The 25,542-nt window shown below is 45.0% G+C and carries 20 protein-coding genes; 13 read left to right on the forward strand and 7 right to left on the reverse strand.

From position 1 onward, the window contains the following. The first annotated feature begins 1 nt into the window (after nucleotide 1). The 5 genes from oppC to KIV41_RS06980 all read left to right on the forward strand — a co-directional run bounded on the left by oppC (nucleotide 2) and on the right by KIV41_RS06980 (nucleotide 5,460). Nucleotides 2–904, forward strand: a complete 903-nt coding sequence (gene oppC, locus KIV41_RS06960; RefSeq protein ID WP_005531413.1) for an oligopeptide ABC transporter permease OppC — start codon at nucleotides 2–4, stop codon at nucleotides 902–904. 30 nt (nucleotides 905–934) lie between these two features. Beyond that, entirely contained in the window at nucleotides 935–1,906 is a 972-nt protein-coding gene (locus tag KIV41_RS06965; RefSeq protein WP_010449362.1) for an ABC transporter ATP-binding protein, read from the forward strand. Then, entirely contained in the window at nucleotides 1,903–2,895 is a 993-nt protein-coding gene (gene oppF / locus KIV41_RS06970; protein WP_285335951.1) for a murein tripeptide/oligopeptide ABC transporter ATP binding protein OppF, read from the forward strand. The genes KIV41_RS06965 and oppF overlap by 4 nt, the downstream gene beginning before the upstream one ends. A 210-nt stretch (nucleotides 2,896–3,105) precedes the next feature. Further along, on the forward strand, nucleotides 3,106–4,050 hold the full coding sequence (locus KIV41_RS06975) for a glutathione S-transferase family protein (RefSeq protein ID WP_285335952.1): 945 nt from the start codon (nucleotides 3,106–3,108) through the stop codon (nucleotides 4,048–4,050). A gap of 135 nt (nucleotides 4,051–4,185) precedes the next feature. After that, nucleotides 4,186–5,460 (forward strand): MgtC/SapB family protein, encoded by a 1,275-nt coding sequence (locus KIV41_RS06980; protein ID WP_285335953.1) that lies wholly within the window; start codon nucleotides 4,186–4,188, stop codon nucleotides 5,458–5,460. A gap of 71 nt (nucleotides 5,461–5,531) precedes the next feature. Here KIV41_RS06980 and pta read toward each other — a convergent pair whose 3' ends face one another. After that, a complete protein-coding gene (pta, locus tag KIV41_RS06985; RefSeq protein ID WP_010449357.1) occupies nucleotides 5,532–7,697 on the reverse strand; it encodes a phosphate acetyltransferase in 2,166 nt (721 codons plus the stop codon). 136 nt (nucleotides 7,698–7,833) lie between these two features. Beyond that, complete coding sequence (locus KIV41_RS06990; RefSeq protein WP_010449356.1) at nucleotides 7,834–9,030, reverse strand: acetate kinase; 1,197 nt, start codon at nucleotides 9,028–9,030, stop codon at nucleotides 7,834–7,836. A 346-nt stretch (nucleotides 9,031–9,376) separates the two neighbouring features. Between KIV41_RS06990 and yfbV the strand changes: the two genes are divergently transcribed. The 6 genes from yfbV (at nucleotide 9,377) to KIV41_RS07020 (ending at nucleotide 16,425) form a co-directional block, all read left to right on the forward strand. After that, a complete protein-coding gene (yfbV, locus tag KIV41_RS06995; protein ID WP_010449355.1) occupies nucleotides 9,377–9,829 on the forward strand; it encodes a terminus macrodomain insulation protein YfbV in 453 nt (150 codons plus the stop codon). Between the two features lie 310 nt (nucleotides 9,830–10,139). After that, nucleotides 10,140–11,105 carry an ABC transporter substrate-binding protein gene (locus tag KIV41_RS07000; protein WP_285336055.1) on the forward strand — a complete coding sequence of 322 codons (966 nt, stop codon included), beginning with the start codon at nucleotides 10,140–10,142 and terminating at the stop codon, nucleotides 11,103–11,105. Between the two features lie 55 nt (nucleotides 11,106–11,160). After that, nucleotides 11,161–12,096 carry an ABC transporter permease gene (locus KIV41_RS07005; protein WP_071234653.1) on the forward strand — a complete coding sequence of 312 codons (936 nt, stop codon included), beginning with the start codon at nucleotides 11,161–11,163 and terminating at the stop codon, nucleotides 12,094–12,096. Further along, nucleotides 12,093–12,887 carry an ABC transporter ATP-binding protein gene (locus tag KIV41_RS07010; RefSeq protein ID WP_285335954.1) on the forward strand — a complete coding sequence of 265 codons (795 nt, stop codon included), beginning with the start codon at nucleotides 12,093–12,095 and terminating at the stop codon, nucleotides 12,885–12,887. Before KIV41_RS07005 ends, KIV41_RS07010 begins: the two co-directional genes overlap by 4 nt. Nucleotides 12,888–13,027: 140 nt before the next feature. After that, nucleotides 13,028–14,854 (forward strand): maltodextrin glucosidase, encoded by a 1,827-nt coding sequence (gene malZ / locus KIV41_RS07015; RefSeq protein ID WP_285335955.1) that lies wholly within the window; start codon nucleotides 13,028–13,030, stop codon nucleotides 14,852–14,854. A 110-nt stretch (nucleotides 14,855–14,964) separates the two neighbouring features. Further along, entirely contained in the window at nucleotides 14,965–16,425 is a 1,461-nt protein-coding gene (locus tag KIV41_RS07020) for a sensor domain-containing diguanylate cyclase (protein ID WP_010449350.1), read from the forward strand. A gap of 68 nt (nucleotides 16,426–16,493) precedes the next feature. On the opposite strand, the gene dusC is transcribed toward KIV41_RS07020, so the two are convergent. After that, a complete protein-coding gene (gene dusC / locus KIV41_RS07025; RefSeq protein WP_045394264.1) occupies nucleotides 16,494–17,459 on the reverse strand; it encodes a tRNA dihydrouridine(16) synthase DusC in 966 nt (321 codons plus the stop codon). 421 nt (nucleotides 17,460–17,880) lie between these two features. On the opposite strand from dusC, the gene KIV41_RS07030 reads away from it, so the two are divergent. After that, nucleotides 17,881–18,489 (forward strand): SEC-C metal-binding domain-containing protein, encoded by a 609-nt coding sequence (locus KIV41_RS07030; protein ID WP_285335956.1) that lies wholly within the window; start codon nucleotides 17,881–17,883, stop codon nucleotides 18,487–18,489. Between the two features lie 85 nt (nucleotides 18,490–18,574). Here KIV41_RS07030 and dsbB read toward each other — a convergent pair whose 3' ends face one another. Both dsbB and nhaB read right to left on the reverse strand, forming a co-directional pair. Continuing rightward, nucleotides 18,575–19,111, reverse strand: coding sequence for a disulfide bond formation protein DsbB (gene dsbB, locus KIV41_RS07035; protein WP_071234659.1), 537 nt, complete (start codon nucleotides 19,109–19,111; stop codon nucleotides 18,575–18,577). Nucleotides 19,112–19,194: 83 nt separating this feature from the next. Further along, entirely contained in the window at nucleotides 19,195–20,781 is a 1,587-nt protein-coding gene (nhaB, locus tag KIV41_RS07040; protein WP_010449340.1) for a Na(+)/H(+) antiporter NhaB, read from the reverse strand. A 642-nt stretch (nucleotides 20,782–21,423) separates the two neighbouring features. Here nhaB and fadR point away from each other — a divergent pair. Beyond that, entirely contained in the window at nucleotides 21,424–22,263 is an 840-nt protein-coding gene (gene fadR / locus KIV41_RS07045; protein WP_010449338.1) for a fatty acid metabolism transcriptional regulator FadR, read from the forward strand. Nucleotides 22,264–22,360: 97 nt separating this feature from the next. Here the strand turns inward: fadR and KIV41_RS07050 are convergent, their stop codons facing one another. After that, on the reverse strand, nucleotides 22,361–23,167 hold the full coding sequence (locus KIV41_RS07050; protein WP_088880542.1) for a hypothetical protein: 807 nt from the start codon (nucleotides 23,165–23,167) through the stop codon (nucleotides 22,361–22,363). A gap of 214 nt (nucleotides 23,168–23,381) precedes the next feature. Beyond that, nucleotides 23,382–25,442 carry a methionine--tRNA ligase gene (metG, locus tag KIV41_RS07055; protein WP_285335957.1) on the reverse strand — a complete coding sequence of 687 codons (2,061 nt, stop codon included), beginning with the start codon at nucleotides 25,440–25,442 and terminating at the stop codon, nucleotides 23,382–23,384. Nucleotides 25,443–25,542 lie beyond the last annotated feature (100 nt).

Here is a 25,542-nt window from a genome sequence, read left to right on the forward strand (position 1 = left end):
TATGTTAACGAAAAAAGAGAATCTTGAAGCGGTCGAGAAATTTGCAGAGAACCTGGAAGTTGAAGGCCGTAGTTTGTGGCAAGACGCCCGTATCCGCTTTATGCGTAACAAAGCGGCAATGGTGAGCTTGTTCATTCTTACATTGATGACCCTTGCGGTAATCTTCCTGCCAATGTTGGCACCTTACACATTTGATGATACAGACTGGTACGCAATGCACGTCGGTCCAAGTGCTGAGCACTGGTTCGGTACTGACAGCTTAGGTCGTGACCTTTACGTACGTACGCTAATTGGTGGTCGTATCTCTCTAATGGTTGGTGTTCTAGGTGCATTGGTTGCGGTTGTGATTGGTACGCTTTACGGTGCGGCTTCTGGCTTCATCGGCGGTAAAGTTGACCGTATCATGATGCGTATTCTTGAAATCCTATACGCGGTTCCGTTCATGTTCCTAGTTATCGTACTGGTAACATTCTTCGGTCGTAACATCGTTCTTATCTTCGTCGCTATCGGTGCTATCGCATGGCTAGATATGGCTCGTATCGTACGTGGTCAAACACTAAGTCTGCGTAGTAAAGAGTTTATTGAAGCGGCACACGTTTGTGGTGTGAGCAAGTGGAAGATCATCACTCGCCATATCGTACCAAACGTACTGGGTATCGTAGCGGTTTACTCAACACTACTTATCCCAAGTATGATTCTTACTGAGTCATTCCTTTCATTCCTTGGTCTTGGTGTACAGGAACCAATGACAAGTTGGGGCGCTCTTCTACAAGAAGGTTCGCAAACAATGGAAGTGGCAATCTGGCAGCTGGCGTTCCCAGCAGCATTCATGGTTGTGACTCTATTCTGCTTCAACTACGTTGGTGACGGTCTGCGCGATGCGCTGGATCCAAAAGACAGATAATTAAAAATAGAAAGAATAAAGGAAGCAATGATGAGTTTATTAGATGTCAAAGATCTGCGCGTCGAATTTACCACGCAAGATGGTATCGTAACCGCAGTAAACGATTTGAACTTCTCTCTGAATCAAGGTGAAACCCTAGGTATCGTAGGTGAGTCTGGTTCAGGTAAGTCACAAACTGTATTCGCAATCATGGGTCTACTGGCTAAGAACGGTATTATCTCTGGTAGTGCGAAATTCGAAGGTAATGAGATTCTTAACCTTCCAGAAAAAGAGCTGAACAAGGTTCGTGCGGAACAGATCGCGATGATCTTCCAAGACCCAATGACCTCTCTTAATCCATACATGAAAGTGAGTGATCAGCTGATGGAAGTACTGATGCTGCACAAAGGTATGGGCAAAGCAGAAGCGTTCGAAGAGTCGGTTCGCATGCTTGAAGCGGTAAAAATCCCAGAAGCTCGTAAGCGTATCACCATGTACCCACACGAGTTCTCAGGCGGTATGCGTCAGCGTGTAATGATCGCAATGGCACTACTGTGTCGTCCAAAACTGCTTATTGCGGATGAGCCAACTACGGCATTGGACGTTACGGTTCAAGCGCAGATCATGGACCTGCTTAACGAACTGAAATCTGAGTTCAACACTGCAATCATCATGATCACGCACGACCTTGGTGTCGTAGCGGGTTCTTGTGACAAAGTACTTGTGATGTACGCAGGTCGTACCATGGAGTACGGCACGGTGAACGAAATCTTCTACAACCCAAGCCACCCTTACGCGGAAGGTCTATTGAAGGCGATTCCTCGTTTGGATACAGAAGGCGAGATCCTGCCAACGATTCCAGGTAACCCGCCAAACTTGCTTCGTCTACCACCTGGCTGTCCTTACCAAGATCGCTGCCACCGTGTGATGGATCGTTGTAAGCGTGAAGCACCAATTCTGACGCCGTTTGGTGATGGCCGTCAGCGTGCATGTTTTTCTGAATGGGAGGCTTGGAGCAAATGAGTACAGATAAAAAGCTAATTCTGGATGTATCTGATCTGAAAGTTCACTTCAGCATTGCATCAAAATCTGCATGGCCTTGGTCAAAACCTTCAAGCCTAAAAGCAGTAGACGGCGTAAACGTTCGTCTATATGAAGGTGAGACTCTTGGTGTGGTAGGTGAGTCTGGTTGTGGTAAATCGACGTTTGCTCGCGCGATCATTGGTTTGGTTGAAGCAACAGACGGTGAAGTAGTTTGGTTAGGCCAAGACCTGACGAAGATGAAAGAAGTACAACGCCGTGAAACGCGCAAAGAAATCCAAATGATTTTCCAAGATCCTTTGGCTTCTTTGAACCCGCGTATGACAGTCGGTGACATCATCGCTGAGCCGCTAGAGACATTCTACCCAGAACTGACTAAGCAAGAAGTGAAAGACCGCGTTAAAGAGATGATGGCGAAGGTAGGTCTACTGCCAAACGTGATCAACCGTTACCCGCACGAGTTCTCTGGTGGCCAGTGTCAGCGTATTGGTATCGCGCGTGCACTTATCCTAAAGCCTAAGATGATCATCTGTGACGAACCGGTATCAGCGCTGGACGTATCGATTCAGGCTCAGGTGGTTAACCTGCTGAAAGAGCTACAAAAAGAGCTAGGTCTTTCATTAGTATTTATCGCACACGATTTGTCAGTAGTGAAACACATCTCTGACCGCGTACTGGTTATGTACCTAGGTAACGCTGTTGAGTTGGGTGAAGCGGAGGCATTGTTTGCCGATCCAAAACACCCATACACACGTGCATTGATGTCGGCAGTTCCGATCCCAGATCCTGAATTAGAGCGCAACAAAACCATTCAGATGCTGGAGGGTGATCTACCATCGCCAATCAATCCGCCTTCAGGTTGTGTGTTCCGTACCCGTTGCCCACAAGCAACAGAAGAGTGTGCGAAGACTAAGCCACATATCGAAGGTTCTGACGTTCACGCAGTATCTTGTCTACACGTGGCTGTGTAATTAAATTCGGCCTGTGACGGGCTTAAGCGCGGCGCCTTTTATAGGGTCGCGCTTTTTTTATGCCTGCAGTTTTTCTTTATGTCTGATTGGCTGACACTATTCTAAATTTGGATCATTCGAAATTCTTGAACAAGTTGTACTAAGTGGCCTGATTCTAAGCTGAGCGAGAATCGCTAATATAGTAGAAAACACAGAACGAGGAGATCAGTCATGGGTAAGTTAGTCGAAGGCGTTTGGCACGACGTATGGTACGAAACTAAATCAAGCGGTGGTAAGTTCGTTCGTGAAGATGCGGGTTTTCGCAACTGGATAAAGAATAAACCTGATGCAACGTTCCAGCCAGAGTCAGGTCGCTACCATTTATATGTTTCACTCGCTTGTCCGTGGGCGCATCGCACACTGATCTTCCGTAAGCTCAAGGGCTTGGAAAAGCACATAGACGTTACTGTGGTATGCCCAGATATGTTAAGTGAAGGTTGGCAGATGGGACTCCCAGAGCCACTATTCGGTCATATCCGCATGCACCAGATCTATACCCAAGCTAAGTCCGATTATACTGGGCGCGTTACCGTTCCAGTTCTGTGGGATAAAAAGACCAACACGATCGTATCGAATGAATCGTCTGAAATCATCCGCATGTTTAACTCTGAGTTCAATGAGTTAACGGGTAATCATGATGACTATTATCCAGAACAACTTCAAAGCGTCATTGATGAGTGGAACGACTGCATCTATCCAAACGTGAATAACGGTGTTTACCGCTGCGGATTTGCGACAACGCAAGAGGCGTACGAAGAGGCGTTTGATTCATTGTTTGCCGCTCTGGATAAAATCGATGCACACCTTGCGACGCATCGCTACCTAGCGGGCAATACAATCACCGAAGCCGACTGGCGGTTGTTTACCACTTTGGTGCGTTTTGACGCCGTGTATGTAGGTCACTTTAAGTGTAACAAACAACGCATCGCGGATTACCCAAATATTCAGGGTTATTTGAAAGAGCTTTATCAAGTGGAAGGCGTGGCAGAGACTACCGACTTCTACCACATTAAGCGTCACTACTACTTCAGCCATACGGGTATCAACCCGACGCAAGTGGTACCAAAAGGTCCTGAACTAGATTTGGATTCACCTCATGGTCGAGAGTCTATCTAAGTTTAAAACCTCTAAGAAAAGCGCCATTTAATGTGGCGCTTTTCTTTTTTCTCAATATCTTCTCACCATCACAGCTTCTTCCTACCGATCACATAAACTGATGATATAACAACCGATCTTTGGCTGAGGTGGGGTATGGATATCAATGATTTCGTCAGTGGTGAGCAGCTAATTTGGAATCTGTTTATTGCACTATTACTGGGTGCGATTGTGGGCACACAACGTGGTTGGGTGATGCGCAATAGTGTCGAAGGTAGCCGCGTGGCAGGTATTCGAACCTTTTCCTTAGTTGGATTACTTGGTGGTTTGGTTGGGATTCTTGCCAATATCTATACCCCTTTACTGATTGGCTTTGCTCTAATCGCACTGGTTATCCTTGCTTGTATCGCATTTGTCATTCAACAACGAAAGAGTGAGGACATTAGCATCACAGGTGTGGTTAGCTTAGTGATTACTTTTGTTCTTGGCTGTTTGACCGTTTCTGGCGAACCTGTTTTGGCAGCTGCAGCAGCGGTCATTACTGCGGTTGTACTCGATAATAAGAAAGAGCTTCACCATGCCCTACAAAGGCTGCAAGAGTATGAGCTTGATGCAGCTTTACGTCTGCTACTCATTTCCATCGTTTTATTACCACTTCTTCCGAATCAAGCTTATGGTCCTTGGAGTGCGCTCAACCCTTATGAAATCTGGTGGATGGTCGTACTAATTGCCAGTATTTCATTTGTGGGTTATTTCGCGATTAAGATTGGTGGCGCGAAGCGGGGCATTTTGTTTACGTCTGTCTTTGCGGGGTTAAGTTCTTCTACTGCACTTACGCTACAGTTCTCTCACCTCTCTCGTGAGCAAGCCAATATAAGCCCTTTGCTTGCCAGTGGCATACTACTGAGTTGTGGGACTATGTTCCCTCGTTTGTTAATCGTTCTCTCGGTGATTAACCCGCAATTAGTCGCTTTATTGTGGCCAATAGTGCTTATCATGATGGTCGCTCTTTATCTGCCTGCTTGGTGGATATGGCGTCGGAGCGAGGTAGGGAAAGTGGAGCAATCTAATAAACAGCGTAACCCTTTAGCACTTCAATCGGCACTGTTCTTTGGCGTAGTGTTGGCGGCCATTATGCTGTTGTCCCATGCGCTGTCAGACTGGTTTGGTAATGCCGGGGTATTGATATTATCTGCGCTTTCAGGCATCACCGATGTCGATGCTATTTCGTTGGCTCTTGGACGACAAAGTACCCAAACCTTGAGTGTGACGACTGCCGCACTTGGTATTTTGATTGCTGCGTCTGTAAATACCATCGTTAAGATGGGGATGGTCGTTGCGATAGGGGATAAAGCGCTGTCGGCAAAAGTGGCACCGGTAATGATTGGCTGTGTGCTTTCTGGGGCTGCTTTGTTTTTGGTGATTTATTGATTAATCAAACCAAAAGGCAAAACAAAACCTCGCCGAGGCGAGGTTTTGTTATCTTGCAAGAAGCGCGGTTATTAGTTAACTGCTTTCTCTTTTGCTTGGTCAGCTTGATCTGCCTGAATCGCAGTTAGAGCAACTGTGTATACGATATCGTCTACTAGTGCACCGCGAGATAGATCGTTTACAGGCTTACGCATACCTTGCAGCATTGGACCGATAGATACTAGGTCTGCTGAACGTTGTACCGCTTTGTAAGTCGTGTTACCAGTGTTTAGGTCTGGGAATACGAATACAGTCGCTTTACCTGCTACTGGAGAGTTAGGCGCTTTAGAAGCAGCTACGTTTTCCATGATCGCTGCGTCGTACTGTAGAGGGCCGTCGATCACTAGATCTGGACGTTTCTCTTGAGCAATCTTAGTTGCTTCACGTACTTTATCTACGTCTGCACCCTTACCTGATTCACCAGTAGAGTAAGAGATCATAGCAACGCGTGGGTCGATACCGAATGCTGCTGCAGAATCAGCAGATTGGATAGCGATTTCAGCTAGCTGTTCCGCTGTTGGATCTGGGTTGATCGCACAGTCACCGTAAACCAATACTTGGTCAGGCAGTAGCATGAAGAATACAGAAGATACGATAGACGCATCAGGTGCAGTCTTGATGATTTGGAACGGAGGAACGATAGTGTTCGCTGTAGTGTGAACCGCACCAGAAACTAGACCGTCAACTTCGTCGTTCTCAAGCATCATAGTGCCTAGGAATACTGAGTCTTGTAGTTTCTCGCGAGCAACAACTTCAGTCATGCCTTTCGCGCCACGTAGCTCAACTAGACGAGCCACGTAGTTTTCACGAACTTCATCAGAGTTGATGATAGTTACGCCAGCACCTAGTGTTACGCCTTGCTGCTCTGCAACGCGACGGATTTCGTCTGGGTTACCTAGAAGCACACACTCCGCGATGCCGCGCTCAGCACAGATAGCCGCAGCTTTAACTGTACGTGGCTCGTCACCTTCAGGAAGAACGATACGCTTGCCAGCTTTACGAGCGAACTCAGTTAGCTGGTAACGGAATGCTGGTGGGCTTAGACGACGAGACTTTTGAGTACCTTCAGTCATAGACTCGATCCAGTTACCGTCGATGTGACCAGCAACGTGCTCGTTGATGAACTCGATACGCTCTTTATCGTCTGCAGGAACTTCGATAGAGAAGCTCTGTAGGTTAAGAGAAGTTTGCCAAGTGTTGCCTTGTGCTTTGAAAATCGGTAGACCAGTTTCGAATGCTGGCTTACATAGACCCACGATTTCTTCTGGGATGTCGTAACCGCCAGTTAGAAGCACTGCACCGATATCAACGCCGTTCATTGCTGCAAGTGCAGCTGCAACGATAACGTCTGGACGGTCTGCAGAAGTAACAAGTAGAGAGCCTGGTTTGAAGTGCTCAATCATGTTTGGCAGAGAACGTGCACAGAAAGTGATGCTCTTAATACGACGAGTTGCGATGTCACCTTCGTTGATAATGTCAGCGTTTAGGTGCTGAGCCATATCGATTGCACGAGTAGCGATAAGATCGATGCTCCATGGCACGCAACCTAGTACACGAATTGGAGAAGTGTTGAAGATTTCCATCACTTTCATTTCGTTTTGCTTCGCGCTGTCTGCATCGTCAAAGATTTCAGATAGGTCAGGGCGAGTACGGCCAGCTTCATCAACAGGTGCGTTTAGCTTGTTGATGATTACACCAGAGATGTTCTTGTTCTTAGTACCACCGAAGTTAGAACATGCTACTTCAATGCGCTCTTTAAGTTGAGCTGGGTTATCTGTACCAGGAGTTGCAACAAGAACGATTTCCGCGCCTAGTGTTGCTGCGATTTCCGCGTTCACTTGGTTAGCGAATGGGTGCTTACGAGTTGGTACTAGACCTTCGATAAGCGTTACATCTGCATCTTTGTTGATTTGGTTGTAACGCTCAACAACAGTTTCTAGTAGCTCGTCCATGTTGTCGTTACCGATTAGGCTTTCAGCAACAGACATCGCTACAGGTTGACCAATCTTCATATCGCTGTTGTAGCCAACGATAGTTGAAGTTAGATCTGGTTGATCACCGCCAGAACGTGGCTGTGAAATTGGTTTGTAGAAAGAAACTTTAACGCCTTTGCGCTCCATTGCGCGAAGAACACCCATGCTTACGCTAGTTAGACCAACACCAGCACTTGCAGGGATAAGCATAATAGTACGAGACATTCGTAGAGTACCTTTAGCTATTGGGGGGATAAAAGCTCAACTCTTATTCCATGAAAATTCAGAGAATAGGAGTTAAGCCCCTAATAAATTCTTTGGAAGAAAAACTGGCTAGCCAATCGGCTAGCCAGTTTAATCATTAAAGACCTGCTAGACGTGCAGTGTCTTCAGCGATAACTAGCTCTTCGTTAGTAGAGATAACCATTGCTGGGATACGGCTGTTTGCAGTAGTGATAGTACCTTCACCACCGAAACGTGCTTTAAGGTTTGCTTCGCTGTCTACTTCGATGCCGAAGATAGCTAGACGGTTAAGAACCATTTCACGGATAGGGCCAGAGTTCTCGCCGATACCGCCAGTGAAAGTGATTGCGTCTAGGCGGCCTTCCATTGAAGCCGTGTAACCCGCTACGTATTTAGCTAGACGGTGACAGAACACGTCCATTGCACGAGTTGCTTCTTCTTTCTCACCGTAGTTGTCTTCAACGAAACGACAGTCAGAAGTCACTTCAGTTAGACCAGCAAGACCAGACTCTTTAGTTAGCATGTTGTTGATTTGTTCAACAGAGTAACCTAGAGCGTCGTGTAGGTGGAAGATGATCGCTGGATCGATGTCACCACAACGAGTACCCATTACTAGACCTTCAAGAGGAGTTAGACCCATAGAAGTGTCTACAGATTTACCGTTCTTGATTGCACAAACAGAAGCACCGTTACCTAGGTGACAGTTGATGATGTTTACTTCTTCAACTGGCTTGTCTAGTAGGTTAGCAACTTCACGAGTGATGAACAGGTGTGAAGTACCGTGCATGCCGTAACGACGGATGCCGTGCTCTTTGTATAGGTTGTATGGAAGAGCGTATAGGAAAGACTCTTCAGGCATAGTTTGGTGAAACGCAGTGTCAAATACAGCAACGTTTTTAAGCTCTGGGAAGTTTACTTTAGCAGCTTCGATACCGATAAGGTGTGCTGGGTTGTGAAGAGGTGCGAAAGTCGCAGCGTCTTGAATACCCTTTAGAACTTCATCAGTGATCAGTGCAGATTGAGTGAACTGCTCACCACCGTGTACGATACGGTGACCGATAGCGCCTAGGTTAGCTTTAAGCTCTGGCTTAGAAGCAAGAATAGTTTCTACCATGAATGATAGTGCTTCTACGTGAGCTGCGCCTGCACCAAGTTGAGCTTCGTGCTTGCCGTCAAGTTTCCATTTCATACGAGCTTCTGGAAGACCAAGACACTCTGCAAGACCTGTTAGGTGCTCTGCACCTGTTTCTGCATCAACAACAGCAAATTTAAGAGAAGAACTACCACAGTTTAAAACTAAAACTAGCTTAGACATGTATGACTACCTGTTTATTCGTCTGACAAAAAAATCAGTTAAGGATGAAAATCAATCACAAGAATAGACGATACCAGCAAGGCTGCGCACTAATCTTGGTCAAAAATTGTTCTAATTCCATATAAAAGAATAGTGATGAACCCATCCATCACTATGATGCGATCCGTGCAGATAGGAATCTCGGAGTTGCTTAAATTGTAAATAACGGCAACAATGAGATTGAGGGTCTGCAAAGGATAGCGATAATAGGCAATGATAACAAAAAAATTTTGAAAGAATATTAACTTTCATCAATTTTTTGCGCCTTCAGTTGAAATGTTCAACTATTTTTTAGTGAGAGAGCGGTATGAGCAAACAAGTCGGATTGATCCATAGCCTGAAAGACGGCCAACGCTACATGGAGATCTGGCCGGTTCGTAAAGAGCTGAACGCCATTTTTCCCGAACAACGCATTATCAAAGCAACACGTTTTGGCATTAAAGTGATGCCAGCAGTCGCGGCGATCAGTGTGCTCACTCAAATGGCTTTTAATAATTACAACGCGCTACCGCAAGCCATCGTGGTTGCATTATTCGCGATCAGTATGCCACTGCAAGGCATGTGGTGGTTGGGCAGTCGTTCAAATACTAAGCTGCCGCCTACGCTGGCTTCTTGGTACCGTGAATTACACCAGAAGATCACTGAGTCAGGTTTCGCACTTGAACCAGTAAAAGCGCGTCCAAGATACAAAGAATTGGCGGTGATCTTAAACCGAGCATTCCGCCAACTAGATAAGACAGCACTCGAGCGCTGGTTCTAAACATCGAAACTAATCACTATCACTGAAATGGAGTGTGCAATTGCCACTCCATTTTTTATGCCCGCAATTCTTATTTCACTCCTTTCTTATTTGCAATAACCGCCTTACGTACCGATTGCGAGATCACAAATGTTACTTTGTTGTTAAATCTTGCTTTTCTTTCCCGAGACTTAGCGTTAATAATGAAAAATAGATGCACAAAAAGTGCGCAGTTTTAAACACAACATCCCATCTTCTTCATTATTTCTGTTGAGCATTCATTTTCGAAGAGGCTTTCAGTTCAAGGACGAAGAGACATCAAGGAGTCATGATGAAAACGAAACATTTATTAGCTACTGCCATTCTTACCGCGACCACTGTTTTTTCCTCCGCCAACGTACTTGCTAACACTGCCACTGTTGCGGTTTCACAAATCGTAGAACACCCTGCACTCGATGCGACTCGTCAGGGCTTGATAGATGGCCTGAAAGCAAAAGGCTATGAGCAAGGGAAGAATTTGGAGTTTGACTTTAAAACGGCACAAGGTAACCCAGCTATAGCGGTACAGATTGCACGTCAATATGTGGGTGAAAGCCCAGATGTGCTTGTGGGCATAGCAACACCATCAGCACAGGCTTTGGTTTCTGCAACTCGTTCTATTCCAGTTGTGTTTACTGCAGTAACGGATCCTGTAGGCGCAAAGCTTGTGAAATCCATGCATCAGCCGGGTAAAAATGTCACAGGTCTTTCTGATTTGTCTCCTGTGGCGCAGCACGTTGCACTGATTCAAGAAATTTTGCCGAAAGCTAAATCCATTGGCGTGGTCTACAACCCTGGTGAGGCGAATGCAGTGACACTGGTACAGCTGTTAAAAGAGAGCGCGGAAGCAAATGGCCTTGAAGTGGTAGAAGCGACGGCACTGAAGAGCGCAGATGTACAATCTGCGACTCAAGCTATTGCAGCTAAGTCAGATGTGATTTATGCACCGACAGATAACACAGTAGCTAGCGCGATTGAAGGTATGATCGTCGCAGCGAATCAGGCGAAGAAACCCGTCTTTGGCGGGGCGACTTCTTATGTAGAAAAAGGAGCGATTGCCAGTTTAGGTTTTGATTACTATCAGGTTGGTGTTCAAACAGCTGACTATGTTGCCGCGATTTTGGAAGGGCAAGAGCCTGGCAAGTTAGATGTCAAAGTAGCAACAGGCTCTGATCTGGTTGTGAATGAAGGTGCGGCAACTAAGCTGGGCATTCAACTACCGAGCTCTGTTGTGAAACGTGCGACTAGCATTCAGTAATAGTCGTGTTCAGGTCGGTTTAACGTCGACCTGACTTGTGCAGAAAGGAGCAGTTATGTCTGCATTTGCTTTTTTTGGTGCCCTCGAGATAGGCCTTATCTACGGTTTAGTTGCCTTGGGCGTCTACCTTACGTTTCGAGTATTAGATTTCCCTGATTTAAGTGTTGATGGTAGCTTTCCTATGGGTGCTGCCGTTGCCGCAACCGCTATTGTGGCGGGTATCAATCCTTGGATTGCGACAGGAATGGCAGTCATTGCTGGTGGCATGACAGGGTGGGTGACCGCCTTTCTAGCGGTTCGTTGTGGCATTCTTCATCTACTCGCTTCCATTCTTACCATGATTGCGGCGTTTTCTATCAACATTCGCATTATGGGTAAGCCGAACATGGCGCTGCTTGGCGAAGACACGATTCTTACCCCTTTTGAATCGATCGGCGATGCTATGTATATCCGACCTTTGATTGTCGGTGTGCTGGTATTACTTTCCGCGCTATTTGTCGTGCGTCTTCTTAACAGCGATTTCGGCTTAGGGTTAAGAGCGACAGGGGTAAACGCCCGAATGGTGGCAGCGCAAGGGGCGAGTACTGGCTTTTACACTTACTTTGGCTTAGCGCTGTCTAACGGATTTGTTGGTTTTGCTGGGGCGTTATTTGCTCAGACCAACAGCTTTGCCGATGTCACCTCCGGTGTGGGCACCATCGTAGTTGGTCTTGCGGCGGTTATTCTTGGACAAACCCTCATTCCAGGGCGGAAAATCTGGGTTGCAGTTTGTGCGGTGATTATTGGTTCGGTGCTTTATCGCCTAGCAGTCGCGTTTGCCCTGAGTTCGGGAATGTTTGGCCTACAAGCATCGGATCTAAATTTGGTTACAGCCGTACTCGTCGCGGTAGCTTTGATAGCGCCGAAATTGAAACAGAGAATGAAAGCCAAACAACGAGTGTCGAATGCAAAACAAGCGGCATCAAAAAATGGATCAGGAGAGGCACTATGATTGAACTCAATGATATTCAAGTGACCTTCAATCCCGGCACTATTTTGGAAAACAGAGCGTTAAAAGGGGTGTCTTTAGAAGTACCTGAGCATGAGTTCCTCACCGTGATTGGATCCAACGGCGCGGGTAAATCAACGTTACTTGGTGCGGTGACGGGCGAAACACCAATGATTGGCGGGCAAGTGATCATAGAGGGGCAAGATGTTACGCGTAAGACGGTTGCACAACGCGCCACTCAATGTGCTCGCGTATTCCAAGACCCACTAGCTGGTACTTGTGGGGATTTGTCCATTGAAGAAAACATGGCGCTTGCTTACATGCGGGGTCAGCGTCGCGGGTGGGGGATGGCGCTCTCAGCGAAACGTCGCAAGCTGTTTCAAGAGCGCATCAGCATTCTGGGTTTAGGGCTTGAAGATCGCCTTGGTGACAGCATTGGGCTGCTTTCTGGGGGGCAGCGTCAAGCGGTTAGTCTAGTTATGGCAACGCTATCAGACAGTAAGCTACTACTGCTTGATGAACATACGGCTGCGTTAGACCCTCGTATGGCGGCTTTTGTTATTGACCTGACTAAGCGCATTGTCACCGAGTTTAATCTTACGGTAATGATGGTGACACACTCGATGAAGGATGCTCTGGCCTGTGGTGACAGGACAGTAATGTTACACCAAGGAGAAATTGTTCTTGATGTAGCGGGTGAGCAGCGAGCGAATATGCAAGTACCAGACTTATTGGAAATGTTTTCTAAAGTGCGTGGAGAGGAGTTGGCAGATGACAGCTTGTTGTTGAACTAGCTTAGAGTGTTTGTCGACTACGCCTACCAAATGTGATCCTCCTTGAGAAAATGACCCGTACGGTATTTTTAAAAGGAGGATTTTTAGATGGGTGCTCTTTATTAAAATAGTGGAATATTCCAATACTAAGAGCGCTTACCATGACCCTTCCATTTATCTTCCATAGCCAAACTGAAGATGGCCTTGTTTTTGATGGTGAACAGCTTACTGTCATTTTGAAAACCGAAAGCATCGAGTTTGATAGCGTGTATGTACGCTGTGAACCAGACAACGAAGAATACCTCATAGAGATGAAGCCTTGTGGTAATGCTGGTGAGCTTCAGCTATGGCAAGCACAATTTGCAGCGAACCGAGACCGTGACGTCACCCATTATGTGTTCAAGCTGCTCAAAGGCACCCACCAGATTTGGCTTGATGGCAGAGGCGTGCATAAGCGTATGCCGCCGAAAGAGTTCCACTTTAAGTTGAACACGCAGTCTCAGCCTCCTCGCTGGGTGCAAGAACAGGTCTTCTACCAGATATTTCCTGATCGCTTTGCGGCTAGCCAAGATGAGCAATCGATTCGAATTGCTTACGCTCAATACGACCCAGAAATTTTAGTAAAACCTTGGGGGGAGGCGGTTGGGTCTCACCAAAATACGGGCGCAAGAGAGTTTTTCGGTGGTGATTTAAAAGGTGTTGAGCAGAAGCTTGATTATTTGGATGAGTTGGGTGTGACAGCGTTGTACTTCAACCCAATTTTTACTGCACCAAGTAATCATAAATATGACACTACGGATTATTTCACGATCGATCCAATGTTTGGAAGCAATGAACTGTTTGCAGATTTGTGTGAACGAATTCATGGCAAGCAAATGAAGGTCGTTTTGGATGCGGTATTTAATCACACCTCAGTGGAGCACCCTTGGTTCGATATAAAACAAGAAGGTCTTGGGGCGTATGGAAAACCAAATTCAGATTTTCGTGACTATTACTTCTTCGAGGGAGAAACCAATAATTACATTGGCTGGAAAGGTATTGCTAGCCTACCCGTTCTGAACTTTGAAAATGAGCAGGTGCGCGATTACATCTATCAAAGTGAAGAGGCCGTAATCAAATATTGGCTCAAACCACCATATTCTGTCGATGGTTGGCGTTTTGATGTCATTCATATGTTGGGTGAAGGCGATGGTGCGAAAAACAACGCGCACTATGTGGAAGCTTTCCGTCAAGCAACCAAATCAACCAACCCTAATGCGTATGTGTTAGGTGAACACTTCTTTGAGGCGACGCAATGGCTGCAAGGCGGCCAAGAGGATGGAGCAATGAACTACTATGGTTTTGCCCATCCAGTGCGAGCATTTGTAGCTAAAAAAGATATTGCTTATGACCCGATCATGATTGGTGGACTGGATTTTAAAGAATGGTTAGATGAAGCAAGAGCAAAAATTCCTTGGCACAACCAACTATCCCAACTGAATCAGTTGGACAGCCACGATACTGCGCGCTTTCTTTCTCTGGTTAAAGGGGACAACAAACGGATGGAATTAGCATTAATCATGCTGATGACGTACGTAGGAGTACCATGTGTTTATTATGGCAGTGAAGTTGGCCTAGAAGGCGGTTTGGATCCGGATAACAGACGCTGTTTCCCTTGGGGAGAGGTTGCAAAATCCAAGTGGTTGCCAATCTATAAGCGTTGGATTGCCATACGTAGGAACCACCCATGTTTACAATCAGGTAGTCTTCAGTGGTTATATGCATCTGATGATGTATTGGTCTTTGCAAGACAGCTTGGTAGTGAAGCTGTAATTGTTGCATTGAATTTTAGTGAAGATGTGCAATTGATTGATATTCCGTTATGGAAACTTGGCTTAAATGCTAAACACTTGCTTCAGCTTTGCGAAACTGGCGATAAAGTTGATTATAGGCGTCATTTTTCTGTCAAGATCACACCTTTGACGTCTAGTTTATGGCAAGTGAAGTGACACTTAGCACCTAATTTATTAAAATTTATGAATACTTAAATTAAAAACTATAAACAGCCCCTGAATGGCTTAAGCTATTCAGGGTAAATAATAATCAGTCGTGGTATTCAATGGGTAATCAAAGGCGATTCAGCCTCAAGTTTGTCATCTTCTTCCCTCTGTTTTTGCTCTGTGTTGTCATGCTAGTGACAGCCAAAAACTACTATGATGCGATGAATCGCTACATCGACTTGGAATACGCTAAAATCGACCGAGCGGTCAATCGTGCAGTTAAAGTTCTGACAGCTCTAGATTATAGCTTCGTCAATTATTCAAATCCTGCCCATCCATTATTTAAAGAACACAATCATATGCTAGAAAATGATTTGTGTTATGTATGGCCTATTGATGTATTGCTTCTAGAGAATACCCATTCAGGTGGACTGCCGGCTGTTGAGCTGGACTACATGATTGTTGGTCAAAAAGAACTGTGTGAACCGGGAAGTGATCTGTTCAAGGTGGCTGAAAAAAAAGCGGGTTTTGCTCCTTCCCTTTCATTCCTTCATGATATTGAATCGCACATTCTTGGTATCCACTATATCGATCAGAGAGGCTACGTTATTTCCTCTCCAGAAACGTACGCAAAGTACTTTACTCAAGAGCTTTGGAGTACGTTGAAAGCAAGACCGTTTTGGCAGAAAACGGCTCAGGATACCGTGAAAGTGACTATGTCTGGCCCCGCACCTATGTTGGACCGACATGACGGTCAGGTTATTAGCCTAACCGTGCCAATTTATGAAAAAGGCGAACATCAAGGTGTGTTGTCGATTGATTTTGATGTCGACGCCTTACTCAAAACGACGGACAACTTAGCGGGCAAGTTGCATGTCATTTCTAATGTAATGAGCATGCCTGACAACGTTTTGAGAGTAGAGGCTTTAGAGCACGAACGTTTAAGCTCAAATCATAAAATCTTCTATGAATACAATATTTTGGATGAGTTTAAGAACTTACTTGTATTTGAGAAGTACAGTGTCGCCGTTGCGTTCTTTATTTATGTACTGAGTACCGTCGCCCTATTTTTAGTCAATGCTCGTACAGAAAGTCGTTATTTTGAAGAGCTTGCAGCGAAAGATCCAATGACAGGTTTATTGAACCGTCGCGGAATGGAAGCGGTCTGGCGCAATAAAATCACGAAAAAGAATATTGCCTTAGCCGTATTTGATATCGATAACTTTAAATCTATTAATGATACTTATGGCCACGATGTTGGCGATGATGCGATTAAGGCTGTCGCGAGAGCCATTAAAGAAAATATTCGCCACACTGATGTCGCTTCTCGGTTCGGTGGTGAAGAGTTTGTTCTAGCAATCTACGATGAAGATATTGAATGTATGAAGCTCATTCTTCAACGAGTTGCGGATTCAATTGCAGCAAGTTCAAAGAAAGTAATAAAGGAAGGATTTACGGTTTCTGGTGGGGTTGTTGTGAAAGGCTCGACTCAGTTAGCGAGCTTTGATGAGCTTTTCAAAGTTGCTGATGAAAAACTGTACGAAGCGAAAACAACAGGAAAGAACAAAATCTGTTACTAGCGCAACAAATCTTGGTATTGAAAAGGGCGATCTAATCGCCCTTTTTAACACACAGAGAGGTCAAGTTTTTAAGCTACATTGAGGCGTGCTTGTAGCTCATCACGGTAGCGTTGGATATGTTCAACGATTGGTGCTGCTTTATTAAACGTACGGATCTCTCGGAATAGTTCGTTCGCTTCAGGGTAAGATTGGCGCAAGTACGCAAACCATTGTTTTACGCGGTTTGGATAATACAAACCTTTATCGCCTTTCATTTCAAACTGTGAGTAGTAAATCAGCAAATCTACCACTTCATTCCAAGCCATCGGCTGGTGGTTGTATTTCACCATATTGCCAAGGTTCGGAATATTAAATGCACCACGGCATACCATTAAAGAGTCAACACCTGTCGTTGCAATACAGCGTTGTCCGTCTTCGTAGTTCCAAATCTCGCCATTGGCAATTAAGGGGATATCAAAACGTTCACGAATTTTAGTTATGTATTCCCATTTGATCTCAGATGCCTTGTAACCACCCTCTTTCGTACGTGCGTGGACAGTCAGTTCATTCGCGCCAGCTGATTGAATCGCATCAACGATCTCAAAGCAGTCCTCTGGATTTTCCCAGCCTAGGCGAATTTTCGCGGTAACAGGGATATCAGCAGGCACCGCGTCGCGACATGCTTTTACAACGTTGTGAATTAGGTCAGGGTGCTGGAGTAGGGCTGCTCCACCTTTACTTCTGTTGACCAATCTAGCGGGACAACCAAAGTTCAAATCAATACCGCGAGCGCCGAGTTCAGCTGCTTTGATCGCGTTCTCTGCCATCCAGTTTGGCTCTTGGCCAAGAAGTTGCACGTGAACGGGTACGCCAGATGCGGTTTGCGAGTCTTGCAGAAGCTCAGGGCACAGACGATGGAATACGTGATCAGGTAACAGTTGGTCGATGACTCGAACAAACTCTGTCACACAAAGATCATAGTCGTTTATCTCGGTTAGGATTTGGCGCATCAAATGGTCCAAAACGCCTTCCATCGGGCCTAATACAACTCGCATAGCTTGCCTAATACAGTTTGGTGGTAAAAAGGAGGGCGATTGTAGCGATGTGCGTGAAGTTTGTCATTAAAAGACTCATCAGCATCGAGTGACATCAACTAGCATCCTATATACCCAAGTGACTTCAAGATGTTGGATTCAGAGCGTTGTCATTGATTCGAGTTCAAAGAAAACAACGCAGCGTAATAGCCAGCTCTTACCAAGTTGTTTGACGCAGAAATCGGTTCAATGACACGCTCCCGGAGGGCGAGTTGACTTGGCTTGTATACTTTGTTGCCGATTCTTGATTTAGGCCCACTAGACCTTCAAATCGGCGCCGCGTCTACAAACCAACTCATTCTCGCTGAACCAAGCATCTCGAGGTTACTTGGGTATAACCTCTGGGGTATAATGCCGCCAAATTCATGGGAAACCAGATGTCATGCAATACACATTAATTGAGAAAGGTGAAGTTCAAATCGACGAATCTTCACTGTTTATGGAAGGTGCGGTACTGGCTGCTAACCTGACCACGAAACCCTTAGCACCTGAAACATGGCTAGAGCCTCTTCTAGGTAAGGGTTTTAAAGCGATTCAGCCAGTCGTTGAAGAGCAGATTCACAAGCAGCACAACTACATATTGCGTAACGAGTACTCTATTCTTGCACTTACGGAAAGCAAACCAGAGCAGTTAGCTGATTTTGCTGAAGGCTTTATGTCCGTTTGGCCGATGATTGAAGAGCAGTGGCATGATGTGGTACTGAACGATGGCCTTGAACGCATGCTACAGGCATTGTTAACAACGATGATGTTGGCAATTGATGAAGAGCAAACGCAACAGCAGATGCGTGATGCGGGTATTGAACCCCCTCCTGCGCTAACGGATTTCATCGAGCAGTTTGATCTTATGATCAACGAAGTCGCACTTGGTGCTGATGAGTTGATGGTAGGAAAAAAATCAAAGAGCTTAAACCCATTCAAAGGGGTGGGTCGTAACGATCTTTGCCCATGTGAAAGCGGTAAGAAATTTAAGCAATGCTGCGGTAAATAACAGATATACAGATAAAAAGAAAAGCCGACTTGTAGTCGGCTTTTTTGTGTAATGTCGTTAGAAATTAGAGTTTAAGGCTCATCAATTATTGAATTGGGTTTTTGCGCTTACCACCAAAGAATTGAGCGATCACGATAAAGGCAAAAGCAATTAGGTTACCCGCGAAAATCACTACAAGCCACTGAGGCATAGAAAGGCCAAGGAACTGCCACACGATCTTCGCACAGTCACCATATGCTTCAAACATCCACGGAACCCACTGATTTAAAGGTGCCCAGCTAGGGAAGGTAACAAACAGATCACAAGTTGCAAATGGTGATGGGTTGAACTGGTAGTCGACATGCTGCATCGCCAGCATCAAACCTTTATAAGCACTTGCTCCCCATGCTGCCAATGCCACCCAACGCACAAGAGGGTTATTGGGTGCAATAAGACCAATCATTGCAGCTGCGCCGATTCCCATCATGGCGACACGCTCATAAATACACATAACGCAAGGTGCAAGCATCATCACGTGTTGGAAGAACAAAGCACAGGCTTCGAAAAAAACGATTGCGATAAGAAGAAGAAGCCAAGATAAGCGTCCCTTCGAGAAGTCATTCAGTGATGCAAAAATAGTCACAAGTAATATCCTATTGATGAAATTAAAAAGCTCTGAATACTCAGAGCTTTTTAACGTGGATAAGTTTCTTAATCAACCAAATTTTAATGGCCGCTAGATACTGCCGGAGCGATATCACCACTGTGCGGAACGATCCAGCCCGCGTCGTAGAAAGAAGCTGTTGCTGGTTCTAGGAAGAACATAATTCCCATCAAACCAACCAAAGCCAGTACAACGGTGTATGGCAGTGCCATTACTACCATGCGACCGTAAGATAGACGAATCAACGGTGCCAGTGCTGAAGTTAGCAAGAATAGGAAAGCAGCTTGACCGTTTGGAGTCGCAACTGAAGGTAGGTTAGTACCAGTGTTAATTGCCACTGCTAGTAGATCAAATTGTTCACGTGTAATTAGGCCTTCCATGAGAGCCGTTTTCACTTCATTGATGTATACCGTACCAACGAATACGTTATCCGAAACCATAGATAATAGTCCGTTTGCTACGTAGAACAAAGCAAGCTGAGCGCCTTTGTCCTCGACAGCAAGTACTGCGTCAATAACAGGCTTGAACAGCTCTTGGTCAATGATAACGGCAACGACAGCAAAGAATACTGCTAACAGCGCTGTAAATGGCAGTGCCTCTTCAAAGGCTTTACCCATGGAGTGCTCTTCGATTACTCCGGTAAACGATGTTGCAAGGATGATAACTGACAGACCAATTAGGCCAACGGCTGCTAGGTGAAGTGCGAGAGCGGCGATCAGCCAAACTGCAATAAGGCCTTGAACCCAAAGCTTAGCCACGTCTTGGTTTGTACGTGTCTTACGTTCTTCACGATCGAAATCAACGAGGATTTGACGGACGTTATCAGGAAGTTTTACTCCGTAGCCAAATACTTTTAGCTTTTCAACAACCGCACAAGTGATCAAACCACAGATAAATACAGGTAGTGTCACAGGTGACATGCGAATTAGAAACTCGCCAAATAACCAACCTGCTTGATCGGCAATAATCAGGTTTTGTGGTTCACCAACCATAGTAGTTACACCACCTAGCGCGGTACCAACACCAGCATGCATTAGTAACGAACGTAGAAATGCACGATAGTTTTCTAGGTCATCACGGGTTAGTTCTGTGATGGTGTCATCTTGAGTATGGTCGTGGTCTCCAATTGGGTTACCAGAAGCAACTTTGTGGTAAATCGAGTAGAAACCAACCGCAACGCTGATAACAACGGCAATTACTGTCAAAGCATCTAAGAAAGCTGAAAGAAATGCAGCTGCAAAACAAAATGCGAGTGAAAGTAAAGTTTTTGAACGAATACCAAGCAATATCTTCGTAAAGATGAATAGCAAAAGGTGCTTCATGAAGTAGATACCCGCTACCATAAATACAAGTAGTAGGAGCACCTCTATATTGGCTACAAGCTCATGCTTCACCTGTGCAGGGCTTGTCATTCCAATCGCAACCGCTTCTATTGCTAGAAGACCGCCCGGTTGCAGTGGGTAGCATTTTAGAGCCATTGCTAGAGTGAAAATAAATTCAGCAACTAACAACCAACCAGCTACGAATGGATCAATTAGAAAGAATACAATTGGGTTAACAATTAGGAAGGCTATAATGGCAACTTTGTACCAATCAGGCGCCTTACCAAGAAAGTTCTTGATAAAGGCGTTTCCGAGCGATATCGGCATGATAATTCTCTTTATAACAAAATTATGAATAGACACTACAATAGTGCTTCAGCTTCTGTTTATTAGGCTTATTAGTTAGCCTTTTTAAACAATAACTTAGAAAAACAACAATCCTTTGTTCTCTTGTAGTCTTGCCAAGTTACTTCCCCTGAAACTCAAGCACCGCTCACTTTCGACCGCAACTCTACACTCAGTCAATCAATAGTCAACAACAAAACTTAATGCTACCGACTAAAACGGCTTTTTAATTGTAATAACGCGATCAAAACGGCGTTACTATATCATGAAAAGCTTATAAAAATTCACCTTGGATTTTAATTTACGTTCAATGACGAGAAAAGATAAATTAATAAAGAACATTAACCATTAGGCACAATTTTATTTTGCATATTTTGATCTAAAAAATGTGATCAATAATGCTTTATTACAGCTTGCTTTGTGCCCTATAGCGGGAATTTAAAATATGAATTTCGCGTCTTTGGCTTCATAAATTACCAATAGCAATTTGATGAAACAAATAGAGTATTAACTCTATATTTAAACTTCGTTTCATTTATTGATCGTAAATTTTCTCAAATCGTTAACTAGTGGTATGATGAGTCTTATCGACCCAGTGAAATCAATAATTGGATAAAAAGTAGAATGGTCATAAAGGCGAAAAGCCCTGCGGGATTCGCAGAAAAATACATTATCGAGAGCATTTGGAACGGCCGTTTTCCTCCTGGCTCCATTTTACCCGCTGAGCGTGAGCTTTCTGAATTAATCGGTGTAACGAGAACGACATTGCGTGAAGTGTTGCAACGTTTAGCTCGTGATGGCTGGTTAACTATCCAACACGGTAAGCCAACGAAAGTTAACCAGTTTATGGAGACGTCTGGTCTGCATATCTTGGATACGCTAATGACACTTGATGTGGATAACGCGACGAACATCGTTGAAGACCTGCTCGCTGCGCGTACTAACATCAGTCCAATCTTCATGCGTTATGCATTCAAAGCAAACAAAGAAGCGTCTGAGCGTACTATCCAGAATGTGATTGAGTCGTGTGAAGCGCTTGTCAGTGCCTCTTCATGGGATGAATTTATCGCAGCTTCTCCATATGCAGACAAGATCCTGCAAAGCGTAAAAGAAGACAACGAGAAAGACGAAGCGAAACGCCAAGAAATCTTGATCGCGAAGACGTTCAACTTCTACGATTACATGTTGTTCCAACGTTTAGCGTTCCATTCTGGCAACCAGATCTACGGTCTTATCTTTAATGGTCTGAGAAAGCTTTATGATCGAGTGGGTAGCTACTACTTCTCAAACCCAGCGTCACGTGATTTAGCGCTACGTTTTTACCGTCAGCTTCTAGAAACGTGTGAGACGGGTCAGCGTGATCAACTACCAATTGTGATTCGTCACTATGGTATGGAGAGCGCGCAAATTTGGAACGAGATGAAGCAAGAGTTGCCAACCAACTTCACAGAAGACGACAGCTAATCAATTCTTGAATTCAACGATTTCAAAATAAAACCGCAGGTATATACCTGCGGTTTTTTATTGGTATTGAGAGTGTCTCAAGCGAGCAATCCGATGATCAAGCTAGGGACAATCTGGGTAAAGGTAAGTAGAGGGTTTCTATGATGTCCGAAAGCATTTGGTCGTAGGTGTTAAACACGGATAGGGATAAGTCTGAGGTGATGTCATAGAGTTCTTCTTCGCTTAAGGCGACTACTTCACCTTCAATGTAATCGTTCAGTGACTGAATCGATTTGGTCGATGTTGGCGAGGCAAGGCTCAAAGGGCTAATGACAGCCAACTGGTTAAGCCTTCTAATCATCACTGACGCATAGTTTCTCATTCGTTCAGGACCACCTCTGTCTTCCATGTCCTGAATACTGATACGCAGTTGTGTCAATGTCTCTAAGCTATCAATTACAGTTTGCCAATTCATGTGGTACTCGTCATACAACTCGTCTCTTTGGGCAATAGCGAGCCATGCAATAGTGACCTCATCCATCAAAAACAAACTATGGCGAATCAATTTACCATGCTCCATCTGATTGCGTGCTACGGTGTTGTCTTGCCATTGCTCTATCAACTTGTCTACTTTGATTTGCAGCACGCGATACATGGGTTTGTTCTCAAAGCGAGAGGTTTCCACTAGCTGGTGTAATTTATAGCCTAGTTCTTGATGAATTTGCTCTATCTCTTTTTCGTGATTTTGTTGGTATTGAATAGAGTAGTGGGTTACTGCTCGATGGCGACGCAATAGATGGACGACATCGCGTAATAACGTGAGTAATTGATACTTGCGAGCGTGTTGTTTCTCCCGCTTCGCAGCTAAATGATAGATCCCAGCCAGAATGGCAATCGAGATCAAAGTAGAAATCAAAACAAACATAACCAACTCCTTGTTAGTGCTGTTGACCTAGCAACTAAGTAAGAGCAGCTTTGATGCCAATAATTAAAACATTTTAAAACAGTAGCTTATGTAAATCGTTAATAATGAAATGTCCGAATTTGGTGCGCGATTTCACCAAAAGTGTGAATTCAGTCGAAAAAAAATCCCCGCCGAGTTGGGCGAGGATTTCTAAGTCACGTCGTAAAGTAACGAATTACATTACACGCATACCTGGTTGAGCACCTTCGTGCGGCTCAAGGATCCATAGGTCGCTGCCACCAGGGCCCGCTGCTAGGATCATGCCTTCAGACATACCAAACTTCATCTTACGAGGCTTTAGGTTAGCAACCATTACGGTTAGCTTGCCTTCTAGCTCTTCAGGTTTGTACGCTGACTTAATGCCAGAGAACACCTGACGAGTTTCGCCGCCGATGTCTAGTTGGAATTTAAGCAGTTTGTTTGCTTTTGGCACTTCTTCACACGAGATGATGCGCGCGATACGCATATCAACGGCTGCGAAAGCGTCAAATTCAATCTCTTCTGCGATTGGATCCTTGTCTAGCTCAGTTTGGCTCGCTTTGCTCTTTTCAGCTTCTGCTTTCTCTTTTGCTGCAACTTCTGCTGCTGCATCTTCTTTAGATGCTTCAATCATCGCTTCAACCTTCTTAGGATCGATGCGGTTGAATAGTGCTTTAAACTTAGTGATCTCGTGATCAGTTAGCGGCGCAGCGATACCTTCCCAAGTTAGTTCTTCGTTTAGGAACGCTTCAGTACGAGCAGCAAGCTCTGGCATTACTGGTTTCAGGTAAGTCATCAGAACGCGGAATAGGTTGATACCAACAGAACAAATGTCTTGTAGCTCTTGGTCTTTGCCTTCTTCTTTCGCAACAACCCACGGTGCTTTTTCATCAACGTATTGGTTTGCTTTGTCAGCCAGTGCTGTGATTTCACGGATTGCACGACCGAACTCACGCGTTTCGTATAGTTCTGCGATACGGTCAGCGGCCGCAGTGAACTCGTTGTATAGCTCAGTTTCTGCGAAGTTAGCAGATAGTTTGCCTTCAAAGCGCTTAGAGATGAAGCCAGCGTTACGAGATGCTAGGTTAACAATCTTGTTTACTACGTCAGCGTTAACGCGCTGAGTGAAGTCTTCAAGGTTAAGGTCTAGGTCATCGATACGGCTGTTTAGCTTAGCTGCGTAGTAGTAACGTAGACACTCTGGATCTAGGTGATCTAGGTATGTTGCCGCTTTGATGAACGTGCCTTTCGACTTAGACATTTTCGCGCCGTTTACCGTAACGTAGCCGTGTACGAATACGTTGTTTGGCTTACGGAAACCACTGCCTTCTAGCATCGCTGGCCAGAATAGAGAGTGGAAGTAAACGATGTCTTTACCGATGAAGTGGTAAAGCTCAGTTGTGCTTTCTTTCTTCCAGTACTCATCGAAGTCCAGACCTTCAGTTTTGTTACATAGGTTCTTGAAAGAAGCCATGTAACCTACAGGTGCGTCTAGCCATACATAGAAGAATTTGTTCTTCTCACCTGGGATTTCAAAACCGAAGTAAGGTGCATCACGTGAGATATCCCACTGCTGCAGGCCAGACTCGAACCACTCTTGCATTTTATTTGCCGTTTCGGCTTGTAGTGAACCAGAGCGTGTCCATTCTTTTAGCATGCTTTCGAACTGAGGTAGGTCGAAGAAGAAATGCTCAGAGTCTTTCATTACTGGAGTAGCGCCAGATACTGCTGATTTTGGATCAATCAGCTCAGTTGGGCTGTACGTCTCACCACAGTTATCACAGTTGTCACCGTATTGGTCTTCTGACTTACACTTAGGACAAGTACCTTTTACGAAACGGTCCGGTAGGAACATTTCTTTCTCAGGATCAAACAGCTGAGAGATAGTACGGCTAGAGATAAAACCGTTTTTCTTAAGCTCTAGGTAGATGTGAGAAGCTAGCTCACGGTTCTCTTCTGAGTGTGTGCTGTGGTAGTTATCAAAGCTAATATCAAAGCCAGCGAAGTCTTTTTGATGCTCTTCGCTTACTGCAGCGATCATCTCTTCTGGTGTAATACCCATCTGTTGTGCTTTTAGCATGATTGGCGTGCCGTGAGCATCGTCAGCACAGATGAAGTTTACAGTGTTGCCGCGTAGGCGTTGGTAGCGAACCCAGATGTCAGCTTGAATATGTTCAAGCATATGACCTAGGTGAATCGAACCATTAGCGTACGGAAGGGCACAAGTTACCAGCAGTTTTCTTGGATCGTTTGCCATACTTAATAATCGCTTTTTGATAGGTATAAAAAAATAGAGAGTAATACTACCCCATGAGCTTCCTAACGCCAAGGCATCAAACCATGGATTGCCTTAGTTT

The sequence above is a fragment of the Vibrio sp. D401a genome, from assembly GCF_030248515.1.
Lineage (GTDB): Bacteria > Pseudomonadota > Gammaproteobacteria > Enterobacterales > Vibrionaceae > Vibrio > Vibrio rotiferianus.